We start from the raw sequence: 18,651 nt of genomic DNA on the forward strand, positions 1-18,651 counted from the left end.
CGATCGGGCGGCCACGACCCCTCCACTTGCCAACCGCCTAAGCCTTTTCTGCCAAATCTGCCGACCGCTACGCTCACCCGCAACAAGCAGCCGTGTTGCGACCACCGCCAGAATCCGCCGATCCGCTTACGAGACAGGTGTTTCGAGTTCGCCGCCGGGGTTGAGCACTGTCTGATCGTTCGGTCGCGGTTCGGCATGTGAGACACGCTGCTGTTCAGCGAAGTCGACACTTTGGCGGTGTTCCTGGCGCCCTCGTTACCGACCCCCCATGATTGCTGCACCAGCTGACGCGGCATGGGAGGGGCCATGAGCTCAGGCGTACGTTCCACCAAAGCGACACCGAGAATCGGCGACGACGAGCGACACTGCATCGCCGACCTGCTCGGCGACCACCTCGCACACGGCCGACTCACCCAGGAGGAGTTCCACGAACGCCTAGGCCGTGCCCTTACCGCCAAGACCTCCGGCGAACTCGGCGAACTCGTCGCCGACCTCCCGGTCCCGCGTGAGGAGCCGGCCACCGGTGCGGTGGCCGCGCGCAAGTCCGGCTCGGTTTCGAGACTGGATCGCCGGGAGATTCGTTACGCTGCAGCACTCGCAGCCGTGGTAACGGTCACGATCGGCGCGGCATGGATCATCAGCGAGGCCAACGCCTGGCGGGACTCGACCGACCTGCTCACTCTGGCGCTCGCCATGCTCGCCTCAGAGCTGGTCGGTGCCATAGCCGCAGCAGTATGGATGCGAACACGGGCACGGGACAGGCGGCCCAACCTGCCGTGATCATGTGTCGGAAACCTTCGACGGCCGGTGAAGGTTTGCCGGCGACACCCGCGTAGAGCCAGCAGGAGCCCCCCACTGTCGGCAGCCTCGGCATCTTCTGCGTCTGTTCCCGGGAGGGTGAGACCTCAACGCGCTCCTCGCCTGCCCATGGCGTGGGTTAGAGGGACTGGCCGAACAGGATGTGGCCGATGAGTGACCTGCCCAGTTGGCCCGAGCCTGCGGTCCGGCGGATCCAGGACCCGTACGGCCACCCGACGACCCGGAAATTCTGGCCGCCGCCACCACCGCCGAGCTTGAGCGTGATGCATCCACCAATGGCCCGCGCTGAGGCAGCACGGCCATCATGGTCCACACGCCGCGCAACGACCGACGCGGCGATGCAAGCGTGACATTGCTGCCGATGTCCGCTGGGCGATCCCCAAACGTGCATAGATTCGGGACTGCGGTCTTGGCTTCAGCGTTCACGAGCGGGTTGGCGGGTGATCCCCCGTGGTGGAGCTGATGTCGGCACAGGGGGCGCTGACTGTTCCGTAGCTCGGCGCACGTCCGCTAGCCGTTCGTTGGGCTCGATGTGCAGCTATTTGGGTGAGCGAGGCACCAGTCGATGGTGGTGTCGTGTCCGGATCTGTCGGTGTTCCAGTTGGGATCTATTTCGCTGGTCGGGGAAGACGGCCGCAGTGTCGGTGTCGGAGAAGCTCAGGCCGGTGAGCCCGAGGACGGCGCCCCACCGCGTGAAATCGGGGTGACTCGTCTGCTCGCACCGCGGTTGACTGTCCCCCATGCAGCCATCCCTCGCCTGCGCGCCCAAGGCCACCCCAGGGGACAGGGTGGCAGTGCTGTCCCCGTCTTCCGCCGCCCCGGGTTCTGCGCCTGAGGTGCATGAGCAGGCCATGAAACGCCTCGTGGAGGTCACCGGTCTCGTGCCCGTCGAGTACCCCACGACGCGTCGATTGGGAGCCTCGGCGCGGGACCGGGCGGCGGACTTCAATGCTGCGTTCGCCGATCCAGAGATCCGAGCGGTGCTCGCGACGATCGGGGGCGAGGACCAGATCACTGTTGTCCCTCACCTTGACCCCGAGGTTGTCCGGGCCGACCCCAAGCCCTTCCTGGGCTACAGCGACAACACCAACGTGCTCAACTTGCTCTGGAACCACGGGGTCGCCGGCTTCCATGGGGGCTCCACACAGGTCCACCTAGGCGCGGGACCCGCCGTCGACGAGGTGCACGCGAAGTCGCTGCGTGCCGCCCTGCTGACAGGGGAGCGGCTGGAGATCACCGAACCCGGAGAGTCGGAGGACTTCGGCAGGGATTGGAACGATCCCGCGGCACTGACCCAGTTCGGCGAGCGCGAGCCGACCGAACCCTGGACTTGGGCTGGTCCGGCGAGATCGGTGACGGGCCGCACCTGGGGTGGTTGCGCGGAGGTGCTGCTGTGGGTCCTGACGGCAGGTCGCTTCCCGACCGACCCGTCAGTCCTGCAGGGCGGGGTCCTGCTCCTCGAGACTTCGGAGAAGCACATCCCGGCTCAGATCCTGCGCGCCTTCGGCGAGCGCGGCCTCCTAGGCGCGGTGGATGCTGTTCTGATGGCACGCCCCCCTACCTCCAACTTTGAGGTCCGTCCGAGCCCACAGGAGCGTGCAGCACGTCGCGCCGAACAGCGGGACACCACGATCGAAACCGTCCACGGATACAACCCTGAGGCGGTCGTGGTGGTCGGAGTGCCCTTCGGCCACACCCGGCCACAGTGGATCCTGCCCTACGGAGGCTTAGTCACTGTCGACGGTGCCGCGCAGCGGCTGTGGGCCGACTACTCCTGACGCTGCCCGCCATACCTAGAGGCCAGACCGTAGCTTCCAGCCTCAGCCGAACTGGCTCTCCAACCAGCTTCGCACTGCCGCTACCGTTGCCCGTGCATCGAAGAGCCAGGCTGTGGCGGCGCCGATTCGGATGCTGTGGCCGGCGCCGGCAGCAACGGCATGTTCGGCCATTGTGCCGACCGGTGATTCGATGCCAAGGGCGTCTTCGTAGTAGGGAAACGCGCCGTAGAAGGTGTCGATCATCTGATACTCGCGGCCGGCTCTGCCCGCGACCTGCGCCTGGAAGGTGTGGAAGCGGCGGCTGGGTAGATCCGTGAGCGATTCTGCGTGGTGGCACAGGGTTAGCCTCTTCAGCGGCGCGCCGAGCAGCAGGACTCGTCCGTCTGCCGCGCACAGGCGCTCGAGAGGGCTGTCGACGCCGAACGGATCGTTGTCACGCTGGTCGACGAGCAGATGCTGGGCAGCCGGGCCAAGGGCGGCGAAGCTCGCCTCGGGGTGTCCGCTACGGTCTGCGCCGGGCCAGGTGCGGAGCCGTTCGGGGAAGCGGCCGAAGTCACGGCGGGCACTGGAAGTAGCTGGATCGAAGGCGGGACCATGATCACGGTACGCCGACTGCCAGTGCGGAAAGGCGTCCCAAAGAGGCACGTGGTACGGGCTGTCCTCCCAGCCGGTGAAAGCCAACAATGTGCCTGACTTGCCAACCGCATCGCGCAGAGCTTCAAGCACGGTGTCGATCCCGCCGACCACCCAGCCGAATGCCGACATGCGGACGTGCGCCATCAGCACCATGCCCGGCTCGACCCCGAGCCGTCGGAGTCCGGCGGCCACCTCTGGTCGGGTCATCGGTGTGAAGCTCTGATCACGCATCAGGTCAACGGGCGGCATAACCCGGCAGTGTGACGGTCGGCATTGCGACCCGCATCCCATTTTGCCTAACCACAGGCGAGGCTCGAAGCGTCCGGTGAGGGGATCGGTTTCGAGGATCGCGTAGCTGAGGGAGTCTTGCCACGCGGATAGGGATCGGCAGCCAATGCTTGAGTGACGCGCGACGGCGGCCTACGATGGGGCCGCGTTTCAGGGCGCTGCTGGTCCGCAGAAAGGGCGAAGCCCACCTGAGCTTTCGCCGAGAGTTTCTGGTCCCTCCTTTTCGGCCCGACCTCGCGGACACCGGGCATCAGAGAAGGAGGCCATCGTGCCTACGCGTTCACTGCCCGAGAATCCAAGCCTGGAAAACCTCAAGAACCAGGCCCGATCACTGCAGCAGCAGGTCCGTGCCGGTGATCCCGAGGCGATCTCCCAGGTCCGCGAGTTCGATCCCCGGTCAGCAGTCGACCCGGGCAAGCTCAGCGGATTCAGCCTCACCGAGGCCCAGCTCGTGACCGCACGCGGCTACGGGTTCGCCGGCTGGCAACGGCTGCGGACCCACGTCGACGTCATCCGGGAGTTCTCCCGGTGGCCCGAGCCGGTCAGCGACGTCACTGCCGACGGAACCGATGGGACCATCGATCCGCAGCTGCTCGCCGACCGGTTCCTCGACCTCGCCTGCCTCAGCTTCACCCGGGACGGGCGGAGCCGACAAAGCCGGGCGCGCGAACTCCTCTCCGCCCACCCCGAGCTCGCAACGGCCAGCATCCACACGATGGCTGTCGTCGGCGAGGTCTCGGCCGTACGACGGCTGCTTGCCAGCGATCCCTCCCAGGCAAGACGCAAAGGCGGGCCTTTCGACTGGGAACCCCTGCTCTACCTGGCCAACGGACGGCTTGGCGACACCGGTCCCGGCAGGTCGGCTGTCGAGGTGACGCGGTTGCTGCTCGACGCCGGCGCCGACCACAACGCCGGGTATCTCTGGCGTGGGATGACATCGCCGTTCACCGCGCTCACCGGTGTATTCGGCGGCGGCGAGCAGAACCAGCCGTACCACCCCGACGCGGCCGCCCTCGCCCGGCTCCTCCTTTCGGCGGGAGCCGATCCGAACGACAACCAGGCGTTGTACAACCGGATGTTCACGCCGGCGAACGACCACCTGGAACTGTTGTTCGAGTTCGGACTCGGCAGCGAGATCGACAGCCCATGGCGGCAGCGGCTGGGTCACACCTACCCCTCACCCACCCAGATGGTCCAAGAGCAGCTCCGCTGGGCCGCCGACCACGGCATGCTCGAGCGCGTCCGGCTGCTGCTCGCGCACGACGTCGACCCAGACGGACTCGGCTACCACCCGGTCTACGGCGCCCAGACGCCGTACCAGCTCGCCCTGGCGGCGGGCAACCGGGACATCGCCCGCGTGCTCGCCGAAGCAGGGGCGACGACGACCGGCATCCACCCGGTGCAGGAGTTCCTCAACGCCTGCATGGCCGGCGATCGACCCGAGGCCGAACGCCTAAGGGCCGCGGACCCGTCCCTGCCGGACCGTGCGATCGCCGCTGAGCCCGCGGCGGTGGCGAAAGCCGTCCAAACGGGCCACATCGAGGCCGTACGGCTCATGCTCGACGTCGGCTTCGACGTCAACGCCGGCGGGACGACCGCGCTCCACGAAGCGGCCTGGCGCGTTGACATCCCGATCGCCCAGCTCCTCCTCGACTGCGGCGCCGACCAGCTTCGGCGGGACCACCGCTTCGACAGCACGCCACCGGAGTGGGCGAGGCACGCCGCTTCCGAGGCGGCGTACCTCGACGACCAGACCGAGAGGCACCAGCAGATGGTCGAGTTCCTCACAACATACGACGCCTGATCCTGCAGCCAGGAGGCCGTGGACCTCGCCTGTCGGTGTGGCCGTCCGGTGGGGGATCCCTATCCGGACAGCCTGTGGTCAGTCGCGACACCCTCCCGGGCCGCCAGCGGTCCCTGACCAAACCCGGGGGCGCTGCTGGGCGGCACGTCGACGCTCAGATCTGTGTGTGCGACGGCTTCGGCGTCCAGCGGGTACAGGACGCTTCGAACCGGAACGGAAGTGCGGGTATGCCTGTTGCGTCGCAGTGTTGTTGCAGCAGTGAGCGGACGGCGGTGAGGTGCTCCTGTCTCTCCTGTGGGCTCATCGCGATCACAGCAGAGTTGGTGGCCAGTTTGGCCGCGAAGTGTTCCGGTGTGAGCTTCCACTCCCAGGCGAATCGGGCGAACTCGAGTTCGTCCTCCGGGAATGGCCGGTCGGTGTCGGTACTGGGCTTCTTGTCGCGGTTGATCTTGTAGGGGTTGAGGCCGGCAAGGTCGAGTTCCCACGGCTCGATCGGGGGAAGCACCGGGTTCCAGACCAGGCCAAGCCACGCGCCGGGTTTCAGAACGCGCCGGAGCTCGATGATCGTCGCCTCGACGTCGAACCAGTGCCATGCGTCAGCAGCCAGGACAGCGTCCAACGATCCGTCCTCGACCGGGATGGATGTCGAGTCGCACTGATGGAGCCCAGCGTCTGGGTTGTTGCGAGCCAGAACGGCAAGCATCCGCGGATCCGGCTCGACGGCCTCGACGGTCAGACCCCGGGCTAGAAGCAGCGACGTGAGCTTTCCCGTTCCCGCGCCAACGTCGGCCACCCGGGCGGGCGATGATGGCGCCAGCCAGTCAACTGCCGCATCGGGGTAACTGGCACGCCACCGGTCATACTCATCGGCGACTTGCCCAAACGTCAGTGCCCTGTTCATCTCGACATCGGTCACCCGTGGCACCTTACCGACCCTTGCCCGTAGTGCTGTGCTGACAAGAACCCGCCCGCCGTTTGTCCTTCGATCCCCATTGGCCCATCGTGGACGTTGCGCAGGGTCCACCGCCGCACCCGGCTGGCGGACCTCGACGAGGAGGCCGTTGACCGCCGAGTAGGTCCGGGGATCCCGTTGCGTACACGTGGGCGCAGCCCGGGCGCTGAAGCCCGATCACGGGCCAGCCGTGGTCAGACGGGATGGATCGCCTTGGTCATCAGTTGCTCTCGCGGCTGGCCCTTAGGCGTTTGATCGCCGAGCTCGCCGGTCTCGACGAAGCCGTTGCGGCGGTACAGTGCACTGGCGAAGTCGTTACCCGGTATCACACCGAGCTTCAAGACTCTGGCGCCGGACGTTCGCGCCCACTGTTCCACCGCCGATATGAGCTCGTCTCCGACGCCGCGACCACGCGCCGTCGGGCCAACCCACATCGAGGTGAGTTCGACAACCCCTAGATCTGGGCTCGGCATCCCGCTGGCCATCCCAACATGTTGATCATCTAGGACTGCGACGACGTTCAATGAGCCGGGGATCTCCAGGCGACCCCGCCATCGCTCGTCACTGGCACCCTGCCAACCTGTGAGCTGCGCAGCGAAGGCGTACGGAGCGTCGATCAACGCGGCCAGGCGAAGGTCGCGCCAGATCCTCGAGTCATCCGGCGAGAGCACATGCAGCTCGATCACGGAAAGCAGACTGCCACACTTCGGGTTGAACGCTGCGGCACGACGTAGGAAGCACCGCCGCCCGTCTCGGTTGCGCCCGTCAGGGGATCCTCCTACGGACAGACCCGCGACCAGAAGCATTCCTCGGCACTCGCCGGTCGGAGGAGGCTCTGGGCACCGAGAAGCCAGACAGGCACGGTCCTCACACCCCCTGGGGTGTCCTAGGCGCGAGCACCGGCTCGGAGCCGCTCGAGCGCGCGGGCGAGTCTGTCTACGCCCACGGCGATCTGGTCCGTGGGCACCGGCGCGAACGAGAGCCGGAGGCTCGACCTGCCCCCGGCGATCATGAAGTCGGGCCCGGCGACGAAGGTCACACCCTCCTGCTTGGCTTCCCGCAACAGGCTCCCGGTGTCGACGTCATCGGCCAGGTCGAGCCAGAGGAAGTAGCCGCCCTCCGGGATCACGAACCTGGCCTCGGGGATCTTCTCCCGCAGCGCTTGGACGACCGCATCGCGGCGCCCGCCAAGCGCCCGGTTCACAGCGGTGATGTTCTGTTCCAGCGCTCCGGACCGGCAGAGCTCCCACACGATCGACTCGGCGAGCATGTTCGGCGAGATGTAGTTCTCGCTGGCGGTCTTGGCGAGTGCCGCGATCGCTTCGGCGGGCCCGACGAGGTAGCCGACGCGAACGCCGGGGCTGACTGTCTTCGAGAACGAGGAGGCGTGGATCACTCGATCGGCGTCGTCCATCTCAAGCATCGTCTTCCCAGCTGAGCCCGCGAAGCTGATAAGGCGGTAGGGGTCGTCCTCGAACAGCACGAAGCCGTGCTCGGCGGCGAGTGCGACCAGCCGCTCGCGCTTTTCGGCCGAGAGGGTGCAGCCGGCGGGGTTGTGGAAGTTGGGGATGACGTGCGCCAGCTTCATGGGACCGGTCGTGCAGGCGCGCTCGATCGCCTCGACGTCGACGCCGTCGGCCTCAAGCGGCACGGGCGCGAGCTCGGCACCCGACTGCTTCAGCAACAACAACGTTCGGTCGTACGTCGGCTGCTCGACGACGACTCGGTCGCCGCTGGAGATGAAGTGGCCGAATAGCAGGGACGCGCCCTCCATCGACCCATTGACCATCATCACCCGGTCGGTGTCGACTCCGTGCAGCTCGGCGACCCACTCGCACAGCCCAGGGTGGCCCTTCCCAGTCCCATAGGACAGGGCTCGCTGCCAGTCGGACTTCAGAGCGCGCGCCGCCGCGTCCCGCACGGCCTCGGCGGGGAGGATGTCGGCGCTGGGCGCACCGCGGGCGAAGCTGATCGTCTCGATGGACATCGGCGCCAGTATAGGAGCGGCTCGGCTGCCAGCTCCGCATGTCACCATGGCGCGTGCATCAAACGAGCGAGGTTGCTACGGCGCCATGCGACGGTTTTCGCCCGGCTCACCGCGGCGCGAGCCTCCGATCCCAGGAGGCACCTTCTGAAGTGCGACGGTCGAACGACAGTCATTGTGCGCACGTGAAATGGCAGTCGCTGATTGGCACCTCGTGCGCATCGGGGCATCGCCAGATTGGGGAGACTTGACACTGACATCGCTACGTTGCTCGGATGCTGGCAACCATCGCACGTGGAGGGAGCTCCGGAATGGCTACCGCGTCGTCAGGGGTATCGGCCGAGAAGGAAATCTTGCAGGCTCAGCTGAGTCGGCACCGCGATGTCATGCTGTGGAAGCTCGAAGGTCTCAGCGACGCTGAGATACGCCGGCCGATGACCCGCTCGGGCACGAATCTCCTCGGTCTCGTCAAGCACCTCGTCGGTGTGGAACGGTCCCGGTTCGCTGATCCGTTCGGACGGCCAGCCGCCGAACCGCTGCCATGGTTCGAGGACGGGAAGGGATGGCAAAGCGGTGGCGGGAGAACACCGGGCTCCCGTTCGAACGAAGACATGTGGGCGACAGCGGACGAGAGCACTGAGTTCATCGTCGGACACTACCGACGAACCTGCGCCGAGTCGGATCAGGTGATCGCGGACTTCCACCTTGATGACACCGGAACACGGTGGAATGGGGACCCGATCTCGCTGCGGCGGGCGATCGTATCCATGATCGGGGAAACTGCCCGCCACGCCGGGCATGCGGACATCATCCGCGAACTGATCGATGGATCCGCCAGCTGCCACCCGGGACGGCCTGAGTCCGGTCTCCCGCGCGTCGGCGAACAGGGTTGGTGGCAGGACTACGTTGCCCGAGTCGAGCAAGCAGCCGCATCCTTCGACGGTGAGGCTGGCTCGCAGAGGAACCCGGCCTGAAGGGCTCCGCCGTGGGTGAGGGGCGCTGCCCGTTCAGCCCGGTGTGGCTGGGTTTCTACTCGGTCTGACACATATCGGCTCCTCGGATCGGCGGACAGCGTTTATCGTCTCTGCCGTGGCCATGGTCGATGTCGTTCCCGTCACCGCCGATAGCTGGGCGGACCTCGAGACACTGTTCACGGATCCGCGATTCGGTCGGGGCGACTCGCCCCATCCGGATGCCCGACCCGAGTCTTCGTGCTGGTGCATGTGGCCCCGGGTGCCCCGCGGCGACTTCCGGCCCTGGGATCCGGCGAACCGGTCGTCGATGCGTGAACTCGTCGCCTCCGGGGCCATGCCGGGCCTGGTCTGCCTGGTCGGCGGTGAGCCGCAGGGGTGGTGCGCGCTGGGTCCGTGCGGGGACTTCACGCCGTACAGGTTTCCGCCCTATGTGGATCTCGTCGAACCCACGGCCTGGGCCGTCCCGTGCGTCGAGGTCGTCCCGGAGGCCAGAGGATCGGGAGTCGCCGACGCGTTGGTCGAGCAGGCGAAGATCTACGCAGCACAACGCGGCGCGACGGTCCTCTACGGTCCGCCCCAGTGGTGGAAGGGGCGAGGTCAAGCTGAGTACGGCGGGGTGACGCGGCTGTTCGTTCGCCGCGGCTTCACGCAGGTGGCTGCGGGCGAGCGGGTACCGGTCTTCCGGTGCCGCCTCGACGGCCTGCCGGTCTGAAGGCCTCGACTGGGGTCGACCAGTCGGCCTCCTACCGCATCGCAGCGGACGTAGATGCCGCCGCCGATGTGCGCGGCGATGGTCCGATTGAGTGGGTCGAACCGCCTGGACGCAGACCGCGACGCCCGGGCATTCCGCATCCATGGCTGCATCGACGAATGACGGCTTCGTACGCCACTCCCGGGAGAGGGGTCGGCGTCACGCACTTCGGCCTCGGCGTCGCCAGAACTGGCGTTCAGCGCAGCCGTCGCGGCGTAGCCAGTTAGGTATAGACGACTCGCTCTGCAGTGACGATGCCGAGTGTTTCGGTTGGTGGCTCCGAAATCGGGAGCGACGGTTCGACGTTGGTCGGATTGCCAGCGCACTGCTTGCCAGTAGTGGTCATGGTCGCCGTGCGTAGGAGGCAGGATGCGGGCGCTCCCGAAGAGCTGAACGCCTCGGCTGCTGGCTCGGCCGACCAGGGGTGCATGGATGCCGACTGAGATGCGTGGGTCAGCTTGTAGGTTTCGCATCTTGGGTGAGTGCGGGTCCGCGGTGAAGATGATCGTGAAGTCCAGGTGGAAGTAGCGGACCGGGGTCGCGAGCGGACCGTTAGGCCCGGTCGTTGCGAGCACGCACATGTTCTGCGAGGACAGCAGGTTGAGGATCCGCTCTTCGAGCCGTTCGCGGTCAAGCTGCCTGGTCGGTGGTGGACCTTCGAGCCAGGGATTGGTGACAGGCATGCGTAAGAGTGACGAGTCTTCGAGTAGAGGGGGGCGCTTCGAAGCAGGCGACCTTGTGTTGCTGCGGTCGATCGAGGATGGCCTGCCAGGAGTCGAGCCGCGGCACATCGGGTACACGATGCCGACCCGGCTGATCGCCGACGACGCTGAGGCGATTGCTCTTTACCATCCGCCGGGGCAGTGCGCGAAGGGTAGGTCCGGCAATCGCAGTCCTGGACCAAAGGGGCCACGCATCATGCCCGGTGACTGGGATGGCGGCTACGAGGACGACGCCGTCTTCCCCGGACCTGGTGTAATCCGGCTGCATGTCGTCGCCGACGGCTACTCGATCATCCGTAGCTGGGACCACGAGACAGGACAGTTCCATGGCTGGTATGTCAACCTCGAGCTGCCTTGGCAACGTTCGGACACCGGTTTTGACAGCAAAGACCTCGTTCTCGACGTCGTGGCCGCGGACGATCTGTCGGCGTGGGAGTGGAAGGATGAGGACGAGTTCTCCTGGGCGCAAGAGGTCGGGCTCCTGACTCCAGAGCAAGCCGTACTCGCCGAGGCCCAGGCGCGCAAGGCGATCGCCACGCTGGAGGCGCGGGCCTGGCCCTTTGACGCTGACTGGAGCCGGTGGACGCCCAGCCTCGACTGGCCGATCCCGCGTGTACCCGAAGACTTCCACCGACTCTGACCTCCCAGAGCACAGGAGATCGCGGGCATCATCGTCGCATGCGTCCGGTTGCCGATCCCATCCGTACGCGGGAGGTTCCCCATCCGGACACGCAGAGGTCCGTCAACCTTCTCTGCGGCAAGCCGGCCCGCGGGTGTGGATCCTTAGGTCGAGATCATCGCGAGTAAGTCACCGAGCCTGCTTGGTGAGGGCGTCGGTGAGCAGGTCGAGGTGGCCCACGTGGCAGGCTGTTTCCTCGAGCATGTGCACCATGACCCAGCGCAGTGTCACGTGGCCCTTCCCGAACGAGGGGCGGGGTGCGGTTGTGTCGAGTGTGGGAAGCTGGCTGGCGACCTGACGACTACGGGTGCATGCCGCCCGGTACAGGGCGGAAATCTCCTGGACTGTGTTGTAGGCAGCGGACTCAAAGTCCCACTGCGGCTGGTCGTGCGGCGCAGATGCCCACGGCTCGGGAAGTTCGCCTCCTCCGACTCGTGCAATGAACCAGTGGTCCTCCATGTGCGCGAGATGCTTCACGATCCCACCGGGAGTCAGGTTTGTAGCCGGCAGGCTTTTCGTTCGCGCCTGCGCGTCCGACAGCCGTTCGAGGCGCGAGAGGGCGCGGCGTCGGTACTGATCGAGGAACTGACCGAGCGTGGTGCGCTCATCGGCGTCGAGCTCTGGGTACCGCTCCGCGTTAGCGCTCATCCTGTGCTGGATCCTTCCGCCTCGTGCCGCGGCCTCGGGTGGCCGGGCATGGTTCCTTGCAGGTGGATCACACTATGCCGGGCAGCTTCAAAGGAATCCGGGCAGCGGTGGCGTGAGCACGGCGCTGCCGACGAGCTGTCCAAGCTCGCGCAGTTAAAAGCCAGCGTGGCGACATCTGAGAGGCGGAGTGCGAGCGGCCGTAGTCGAAGATCCTCGCCTGACCCGGACTTGCCGCAGCGGGTCTCAGACTTTGTCCTGCCGACCCACGACCTGCGGGATCGCCTCGACCGCTCCGACGAAGGCATCCGGCGGCATTACCCGGGGCGCTGCCATGTCTTCGCGGAACAGGTCGATCTGCCGGTCAGCGAGGTCACGCCAGTCCTCGCCGGTGTCGGCCGCGCGTTCGAGCAGCGGGCCGTCAACGTCGGTGACGTTCTGCACGTACTGGACGTCCACCACGGCATCGCGCCAGGCCCGACCGAGCAGGTCGAATGCAACCCTCCATGGCTGTGTGGCCGAGATGGGTGGAGTCGTACGGGGTGATGCCGCAGACGTACATGCGGGCCCGGGCGCCTGCCGCGCTGGCCCGGCGCTCGCCTCCCCTGATCCGGGCAGCCGTAGAACCTCGGGGGCGACCCAGGCCTTCATGATGATCGAGCCTAGTGGTAAGCGCAACACGCCCAGGAGAAGGCCCGTGTGGTTCGGCGGGGGTCGCGCGGGTAATCGACCTGCGCAACAGGCACGTCGCCGAGGCACCGTGCAACAGGACCACCGGGCGGGTCACGCCACCGGGATCTCCTCCTGCGCGCACCATAGGTACTGCTCGACGTCCGCGGTCGCTTCATCGCCGTAGGACTCGGTGAGCCTGGCTAGGAAGCCGGCGCGGGTGAGCTTGTACTCTTGGCCGCCGGTGGATTCGAGCACATGCGCGGCCATCACGCAGCCCACCTGGGCGGCACGCTCAGTGGTTACACCCCACGTGCTCGCGGTCAGGAACCCGGCTCGGAAAGCGTCGCCTGCGGCGGTCGGGTCGACGACCCTGCGAACGACTGCCGGGCCGACCTGGACGTCCGGCTCGCCTCGGCGCTCGATCCGGACCCCGTTCGGGCCCAGCGTCGTGACGACGGTATCGACCCGCGACCGGATCTGATCGGCGGTCCACCCCGTCTTCTGACGGGCGAGCGCGGACTCGTATTCGTTGGACAGGAAGTACGTCGCCCCGTCAATCAGCGACCGGATCACATCGCCGTCCGACCACGCCAACTGCTGGGACGGGTCGGCGGCGAACGGATACCCGCGCTCCCGGCACTCCTGGCTGTGGCGGATCATCGCCTCGGGATCGTTGGGCGCGATCAGCACGAGATCGAGCCCACCTGCGCGCTCCGCAACCGGCGCGAGCTCGATCTCCCGTGCCTCGGCCATAGCTCCGGTGTAGAAGGAGGCGATCTGGGATTCACTTTGGTCGGTGGTGCAGACGAACCTGGCTGTGTGATGGGCGTCGGAGACGTGGATCGAATCGCAGTCGACACCGTGAAGCTCCAGCCACGAACGGTAGTCGTCGAAGTCGTGTCCCACCGCACCCACGAGCATCGGCCGCTGACCAAGCGATGCCATTCCGAATGCGATGTTGGCCGCACACCCACCTCTCCTGACCTGGAGTTTCTCGGCTAGGAACGAAACTGAGATCTTGTCCAGCCGTTCGGCTAGCAGAGAGTCGCGGAACTTGCCGTCGAACGTCAGGAGATGGTCGGTGGCGATCGATCCGGTCACCGCGATTCGCACAGAGAATCCCTTCGCCATCATCGCGTGTAGTGCTCGGGAAGGCTAAGGCTGTACTTGTCACTATAGGGTGACTGGTCGCGGATCGGTTTCGAGGATCGCGTAGCTGAGGGAGTCCCGCCACGTACCGTCGACCAGCATGTGGTCCCTGATACGTCCCTCGTAGCTCATTCCAGCCTTCTCCAGCACACGCTGGGAGGCAATGTTGTCCGGGTGCGCGGTCGCCTCGATTCGATGCAGGCCGAGGCACCCGAACCCGAAATCGAGCAGCAGACCGGCGATCTCGGTACCCAGCCCCTTGGACCACCAGTCCGGGTTCACGACATAGCCGATGTCACCCCGCCGATGACGTGCATCCTGTACGGAGATCCGCCCCTCTCCAACGAGCCTGCCTCCCTCGCCAACCGGGGCGGAGGTGACGGCGGCAAGACCGTACGCTGATCGCCCGTCCGCCTTGGCCGACGCCACCAACGCCGACAGGCGCTCCTTCGTCTCCTCAATGTCGGAGTGCGTGTCCCAGGGGACATACGCCGACACTTCGGGGTTCGAGACGTAGCTGAACACCGCCGACGCGTCGTCCAAGCGCCACTCGCGAAGCTCGATGCGCGGTCCGACAAGGGTCACCGGGAACATGACCTCGACGCTACTACGGCACTGAAATGAGCAAGCTCGCCTCGGCTGCCAAGAAGATGGCAGTTGGCCGAACACGGACGGGAGTCGCGAATCACCCGGCATGGGTCCATCTGGTGCCGAACATGCGAGGCGTGCATCGAGGAGACCAGCAGTGAATGGAACTCGTCGCTGTTCCACCTCTCCCAGCAGATAGGCTTCGCGCCGGCTGGAGGGAGCGTGGAAGCGACGATGGGCCTGTTCACCGGTACCGCCTCGTACTATCGCCAGTACCGCGCACCCATACCCGAATCTGTAGTCGCCGTTCTGGACGCAGCTGCAGGCCAGGCACGGCCACGACGGTTGTTGGACCTGGGAACCGGCACAGGTCTTGTTCTGCAAGCCCTGCTCGGCCGCGTAGACGACATTATCGGGGTGGATGCCGACGCCGACATGCTCGCCGAGGCTGAGAAAGCACTACGCCCAGCGCTAGATGCAGATACACGGCTTCAGTTAGTCCATGCACGGGCCGAAGAGTTCACTGCACCACCTGGCTGGCAGGCAGAGCTCGTCACGATCTGCAGAGCATTCCACTGGCTTGACCAACAGACGGTACTCGCGCGACTGGACGCCCAGGTCGCCCCGCAAGGCGCAGTGGCGATCTTCGCCGACAGTAGCCCCTGGTCCTCACCGGCGCCATGGAAGGCCGCCGTACGGGCCGTGGTCCAGGACTTCCTCGGTGAACAGCGTCGGGCCGGCAGCGGGGTATGGCACCTTCACGATCAACCCTTCAGCGACATCCTCCGAGAGTCGGTGTTCAGCGACGTCGAAGAGGTCACCGTCCCGGTTCGACGCACCCGCAACACCGAGAGCATCATCGGCTACCTGCACTCAACCTCGTTCGCCGCGCCACACCTTTTCGGTGAACGGCTGGACGACTTCGACAACGCCATCCGACACCGCCTCGCAGACCTGGCCGACACGGACACATTCGTCGACGACAACCAGTTCCGGATCGTGATCGGTCGTCGTCCCCCGCACACGCCCGGTCAATCAGCTTGATCGAGCCTGGGGGCGGCGTACCACTGGGCGCGGACGTCAACCGGGGCCGTCGGTTCGCGGGTCCGGAAGCACCGAAACCGGCGGCTCGTGCCGGAACCGATCGCGGTGACTTCTGCGGGGCCGCGGCCCATGAAGATAAGGTCTCGCCGTGGCATACGAAGGTTCCTACCTGTGGCGGCTGCGACAGAAGATTGGCTCTGAGCTGGTTATCGTGCCGGCCGCCCAGATTCTGGTCATTGACTCCGAGGACAGGCTGCTCCTGATCCGGCGCAGCGACACAGGGCGCTGGGGACTGCCCGCCGGCAGCGCCGAACCACATTCGACCTTTGCGCTTACCGCGGTCCGTGAGCTCGAGGAGGAGACCGGGCTGCGCGCCGAGGTGACCGACCTCGAACCCTTCGCTTGCGTCTCGAATCCCGAACGGCACGCGGTGACGTACCCCAACGGTGACAAGGTGCATGCCTTCGCGCTGTGCTTCGCGGTCAGAACGTGGACCGGCTCTCTTCGTCCGCTCGACGGGGAGGCCCTCGAGCTCCGCTTCTTCACCGACTTGCCCGACCAGCGCCACGACCAGGAGGTGGACGAGACGCTGAGACTCTGGCATGCATACCGTCGCACCGGACGGTTCCAGGTCGCCTAGGAGCAGGTAGGCAGAGGTCGCTACAGGCCGTTCCGGGCCGCGCGGCGTGGGCGATTCACGCGGCCGCCACGATTGCTGACCTGAACGTCGGTAAATGGTGGGCGAACCTGCCACCCGATCCGGGTCCTAGGAGCCGCTACGCAAGGCCGTGGGCACGGAAGACAGCCAGGCATTCGCACAGGCCACCGACGCCACGGTCGACCAGGTTCTGGTCGGCGAATTCGTCGGCTTTCAGCAGCCCCAGCAACGCGTATGTGTCGACCGCGTAGGCGGCCACGAGAACCAGATCGAGGGGCGTATCCCCCGCGTAGGCCGCCAGCAGGGGTGAGGTGAGGCTGCCGTACGCGGACATCCGGCCGAGGTCGGCGGCGGGGTCGCCGGTCGTGCAGTTCGAGAGGTCGAGGACCGCCACGAGCTCTCCGCCACGGAAGCAGAGGTTCTCGACGCGCATATCCATGTGGGTCAGGCGGGGCTCGACGGTCGCCTCACGGTCCCGCAGGATCTCGAGCGAGGCGCCGATGATGGTCTCGGAGTCTGTGACGCCGACCCGGTCCGCTAGCGCCCGGACACGAGCCTCGACCCGAGCTGCCATGGCGCACGGAGTGGTCTCCGTCCCGATGATCGCCTTCATCTGCGGTGTTGCCCTGACCTCGTGGATGCGTCGTAGCACTTCAACCAGCGCCCGGCTGCTGGCGGCGGTCAGTTCCGTTGCGTCGTCATGCTCGACCCGCTCGAATAGCATCCACGAGTGCCCACCGGGACCTTCGGCGCGGCCCCATCCGAGAAGGGGCGCCACCGGCACCTCGTTGCGGCGCAGCAGGTCATGCACGTACGCCTCACGCTCGACGATCTCGCCGAAATTGACCGGCCGTCGTAGGCCGAGACGGCCACCTCGCGCAGCGGCACCCTCAGCACCTGCTCGCTTGCCGCGGAACTGAGCAGACGCGGAACACGAAGAAGTCCGCGCCGCGGCGCCAGGGGACGACCTTCACGTTGGCCGGCAGCTGGTCGGCCAGATCCGTTGTCAATGTGGCCGCGAGCGCCGACTCGTCGGGGACTTCCAGACTGCGCAGCATCGTCTGTCCACTCCGTGTCTACCCACTTGTCGGTCGTCAGTGAACCAAGCCGGTCTGCGCGTGCCAGCCCCGGCCGTTCCCTCACGGCCCTAGCTCTCCCGGGCAGTGGTTGGCCGCCCGTCAGCCTGGTGATCCCGGGGGCGTAAGCCGCTGGCGCGCGATGCATACTCGCCGAGATGAGCGATGCCGAAATACGCAGAACGACCGCGCGGGATGTCCAGGCTATGGCGATGCTGCGTAGGGCTGATGCCGTCGAGCGCAGATCAGTTGCACCAGACGCCGATCCCGGTTTCGAGGCGAGGTTCGCCGAGTGGGCAGCCGTGACGGATGGAAGAAGCGTCGCATGGCTTGCCGAGTCGGACGACGAGCCGGTTGGGATGCTGCACATGTTCGTCCAACCGCGGATGCCCATGCCGGACCGTGACACCGCCGGATGGGCCTAGATCGGCGTCCTGTTCGTCATGTCGGACTACCGCCATGTCGGCCTCGGCACCCGTCTTTTGGGCGCGGCCTTCGACTACGCCAGGGAGCAGGGGCTGTCACGGATCCTGTTGCATCCGACCGAACGCGCTATGCCTCTGTACCGCCGGACAGGCTTTGCACGCGCCGATCAGTACTTTGCCTGGAGCGCGAGCGCAGACTCCCAGTCGCATCAGCTGCATTGAATCCCCGGGGGGGCCTGGGGTCCAGTCGACGGTGCGCTGGTAGGTGGCTTTGTAGGCAGGCAGCAGTGACCCCGCCCAGACGAGGGTCGACTGCTGTCGTGGCGTTCCACACGGTGACCACTGCGGGGAGTGATCCTCAAGCCGTCCGCTGAGGGATCGGTCAGTGAGACTGGCCAGCTGCTAGCCACCGGTGCAGCGCATCGGTGTCTGGGAAGATCTGGTCGAAGATGCAGTACAGGGTCTCGGTCTTTGCCAGGTCGCCGACGGCGAAGCATGGCTTGCCCAAGCCGAACGCGATCCCGGCTTCGATGTGCCCGGCAGCCCCAGCTGGTAAGACCAGCAGGAATCTGCTGGCCTCACGCTCTCTGGCGACGTCGGTTTCGAAGATTTGCCGGACTAGCGGATCGTCTTGAGGCAGGGCCTCGGACTGGCGCATGAACTCCGCAGGGTCGTCGTCTGGCCCGAACGTGATCTTCTCGTCAGAGTAGGTGTTCTCAATGAAGCAGTACGCGCTGTAACCGTTGGCTCGCACGGTCGCCAAGACCTCGTGGACACGGTTCCTGTTCCGCCACCGTCCAGCGACGAAGAAGTCGTAGGTCGTCACCGCTCGAGGCTAGCCTCGATCTTTCGTGGGCTGTGGGTGAGTTCGGCGCGTAAATGTACGGAAGTGCCTGTCCGGCTTGGAAGAATTCGGCTTGTCGAAGGTCGAAGTCGTCCGAGCGGAAAGGCACTCCGTAGGTGAAGCGTAGGTGAAGCGTAGCTGGTTCCCAGGTCTTGTTGTAGGT

Annotated in this window: 22 protein-coding genes; 10 read left to right on the forward strand and 12 right to left on the reverse strand. The window is 66.2% G+C overall.

The features are described from left to right. Positions 1 to 306: 306 nt before the first annotated feature. Both ABNF93_RS33820 and ABNF93_RS33825 read left to right on the forward strand, forming a co-directional pair. Positions 307 to 780, forward strand: a complete 474-nt coding sequence (locus ABNF93_RS33820; protein WP_349332340.1) for a DUF1707 SHOCT-like domain-containing protein — start codon at positions 307 to 309, stop codon at positions 778 to 780. A 779-nt stretch (positions 781 to 1,559) separates the two neighbouring features. Next, entirely contained in the window at positions 1,560 to 2,597 is a 1,038-nt protein-coding gene (locus ABNF93_RS33825; protein WP_349332341.1) for a S66 family peptidase, read from the forward strand. Between the two features lie 42 nt (positions 2,598 to 2,639). Here the strand turns inward: ABNF93_RS33825 and ABNF93_RS33830 are convergent, their stop codons facing one another. Continuing rightward, positions 2,640 to 3,482, reverse strand: a complete 843-nt coding sequence (locus tag ABNF93_RS33830; protein ID WP_349332342.1) for an AAC(3) family N-acetyltransferase — start codon at positions 3,480 to 3,482, stop codon at positions 2,640 to 2,642. Positions 3,483 to 3,789: 307 nt separating this feature from the next. Here ABNF93_RS33830 and ABNF93_RS33835 point away from each other — a divergent pair, with 307 nt between their 5' ends. Then, complete coding sequence (locus ABNF93_RS33835) at positions 3,790 to 5,325, forward strand: ankyrin repeat domain-containing protein (protein ID WP_349332343.1); 1,536 nt, start codon at positions 3,790 to 3,792, stop codon at positions 5,323 to 5,325. A gap of 154 nt (positions 5,326 to 5,479) precedes the next feature. On the opposite strand, the gene ABNF93_RS33840 is transcribed toward ABNF93_RS33835, so the two are convergent. The 3 genes from ABNF93_RS33840 to ABNF93_RS33850 form a co-directional block, all read right to left on the reverse strand. Then, the gene (locus ABNF93_RS33840; RefSeq protein ID WP_349332344.1) at positions 5,480 to 6,241 is read right to left on the reverse strand and encodes a class I SAM-dependent methyltransferase; all 762 of its coding nucleotides are present in this window, start codon (positions 6,239 to 6,241) and stop codon (positions 5,480 to 5,482) included. 230 nt (positions 6,242 to 6,471) lie between these two features. After that, positions 6,472 to 6,963, reverse strand: coding sequence for a GNAT family N-acetyltransferase (locus ABNF93_RS33845; protein ID WP_349332345.1), 492 nt, complete (start codon positions 6,961 to 6,963; stop codon positions 6,472 to 6,474). Between the two features lie 200 nt (positions 6,964 to 7,163). After that, positions 7,164 to 8,312 (reverse strand): aminotransferase-like domain-containing protein, encoded by a 1,149-nt coding sequence (locus tag ABNF93_RS33850; protein ID WP_349332346.1) that lies wholly within the window; start codon positions 8,310 to 8,312, stop codon positions 7,164 to 7,166. Positions 8,313 to 8,647: 335 nt separating this feature from the next. Between ABNF93_RS33850 and ABNF93_RS35195 the strand changes: the two genes are divergently transcribed. Beyond that, positions 8,648 to 9,235, forward strand: coding sequence for a DinB family protein (locus ABNF93_RS35195; protein ID WP_502877677.1), 588 nt, complete (start codon positions 8,648 to 8,650; stop codon positions 9,233 to 9,235). Positions 9,236 to 9,356: 121 nt separating this feature from the next. Continuing rightward, positions 9,357 to 9,947, forward strand: a complete 591-nt coding sequence (locus tag ABNF93_RS33860; protein ID WP_349332358.1) for a GNAT family N-acetyltransferase — start codon at positions 9,357 to 9,359, stop codon at positions 9,945 to 9,947. Here the strand turns inward: ABNF93_RS33860 and ABNF93_RS35200 are convergent. After that, complete coding sequence (locus ABNF93_RS35200; RefSeq protein WP_502877676.1) at positions 9,833 to 10,777, reverse strand: pyridoxamine 5'-phosphate oxidase family protein; 945 nt, start codon at positions 10,775 to 10,777, stop codon at positions 9,833 to 9,835. The two genes, ABNF93_RS33860 and ABNF93_RS35200, sit on opposite strands and share 115 nt — an antisense overlap. 127 nt (positions 10,778 to 10,904) lie before the next feature. Between ABNF93_RS35200 and ABNF93_RS33865 the strand changes: the two genes are divergently transcribed. Then, complete coding sequence (locus tag ABNF93_RS33865; protein ID WP_349332348.1) at positions 10,905 to 11,348, forward strand: DUF402 domain-containing protein; 444 nt, start codon at positions 10,905 to 10,907, stop codon at positions 11,346 to 11,348. A gap of 168 nt (positions 11,349 to 11,516) precedes the next feature. Here ABNF93_RS33865 and ABNF93_RS33870 read toward each other — a convergent pair whose 3' ends face one another. The 4 genes from ABNF93_RS33870 to ABNF93_RS33885 all read right to left on the reverse strand — a co-directional run bounded on the left by ABNF93_RS33870 (position 11,517) and on the right by ABNF93_RS33885 (position 14,447). Continuing rightward, on the reverse strand, positions 11,517 to 12,035 hold the full coding sequence (locus ABNF93_RS33870) for a DinB family protein (protein ID WP_349332349.1): 519 nt from the start codon (positions 12,033 to 12,035) through the stop codon (positions 11,517 to 11,519). Positions 12,036 to 12,278: 243 nt separating this feature from the next. Then, entirely contained in the window at positions 12,279 to 12,491 is a 213-nt protein-coding gene (locus ABNF93_RS33875) for a hypothetical protein (RefSeq protein ID WP_349332350.1), read from the reverse strand. Positions 12,492 to 12,815: 324 nt separating this feature from the next. Then, complete coding sequence (locus tag ABNF93_RS33880) at positions 12,816 to 13,817, reverse strand: carbohydrate kinase family protein (RefSeq protein ID WP_349332351.1); 1,002 nt, start codon at positions 13,815 to 13,817, stop codon at positions 12,816 to 12,818. Positions 13,818 to 13,877: 60 nt separating this feature from the next. Next, complete coding sequence (locus ABNF93_RS33885) at positions 13,878 to 14,447, reverse strand: GNAT family N-acetyltransferase (RefSeq protein ID WP_349332352.1); 570 nt, start codon at positions 14,445 to 14,447, stop codon at positions 13,878 to 13,880. Positions 14,448 to 14,675: 228 nt separating this feature from the next. On the opposite strand from ABNF93_RS33885, the gene ABNF93_RS33890 reads away from it, so the two are divergent. Further along, positions 14,676 to 15,485: a class I SAM-dependent methyltransferase gene (locus ABNF93_RS33890; protein WP_349332353.1), complete on the forward strand. Its 810-nt coding sequence runs from the start codon at positions 14,676 to 14,678 to the stop codon at positions 15,483 to 15,485. A gap of 148 nt (positions 15,486 to 15,633) precedes the next feature. Then, positions 15,634 to 16,125 (forward strand): NUDIX domain-containing protein, encoded by a 492-nt coding sequence (locus tag ABNF93_RS33895; protein WP_349332354.1) that lies wholly within the window; start codon positions 15,634 to 15,636, stop codon positions 16,123 to 16,125. Between the two features lie 136 nt (positions 16,126 to 16,261). Here the strand turns inward: ABNF93_RS33895 and ABNF93_RS33900 are convergent, their stop codons facing one another. Beyond that, positions 16,262 to 16,975: a phosphotransferase family protein gene (locus ABNF93_RS33900; protein WP_349332359.1), complete on the reverse strand. Its 714-nt coding sequence runs from the start codon at positions 16,973 to 16,975 to the stop codon at positions 16,262 to 16,264. Between the two features lie 58 nt (positions 16,976 to 17,033). Then, positions 17,034 to 17,201 carry a hypothetical protein gene (locus ABNF93_RS33905; protein ID WP_349332355.1) on the reverse strand — a complete coding sequence of 56 codons (168 nt, stop codon included), beginning with the start codon at positions 17,199 to 17,201 and terminating at the stop codon, positions 17,034 to 17,036. Positions 17,202 to 17,377: 176 nt separating this feature from the next. Here ABNF93_RS33905 and ABNF93_RS33910 point away from each other — a divergent pair, with 176 nt between their 5' ends. Both ABNF93_RS33910 and ABNF93_RS33915 read left to right on the forward strand, forming a co-directional pair. Next, the gene (locus ABNF93_RS33910; protein ID WP_349332356.1) at positions 17,378 to 17,644 is read left to right on the forward strand and encodes a hypothetical protein; all 267 of its coding nucleotides are present in this window, start codon (positions 17,378 to 17,380) and stop codon (positions 17,642 to 17,644) included. 9 nt (positions 17,645 to 17,653) lie between these two features. After that, entirely contained in the window at positions 17,654 to 17,866 is a 213-nt protein-coding gene (locus tag ABNF93_RS33915; protein WP_349332360.1) for a GNAT family N-acetyltransferase, read from the forward strand. A gap of 160 nt (positions 17,867 to 18,026) precedes the next feature. Here the strand turns inward: ABNF93_RS33915 and ABNF93_RS33920 are convergent, their stop codons facing one another. Beyond that, on the reverse strand, positions 18,027 to 18,470 hold the full coding sequence (locus ABNF93_RS33920; protein ID WP_349332357.1) for a hypothetical protein: 444 nt from the start codon (positions 18,468 to 18,470) through the stop codon (positions 18,027 to 18,029). Positions 18,471 to 18,651: the final 181 nt, after the last annotated feature.

This window comes from Actinopolymorpha sp. B9G3 (assembly GCF_040120725.1).
Lineage (GTDB): Bacteria > Actinomycetota > Actinomycetes > Propionibacteriales > Actinopolymorphaceae > Thermasporomyces.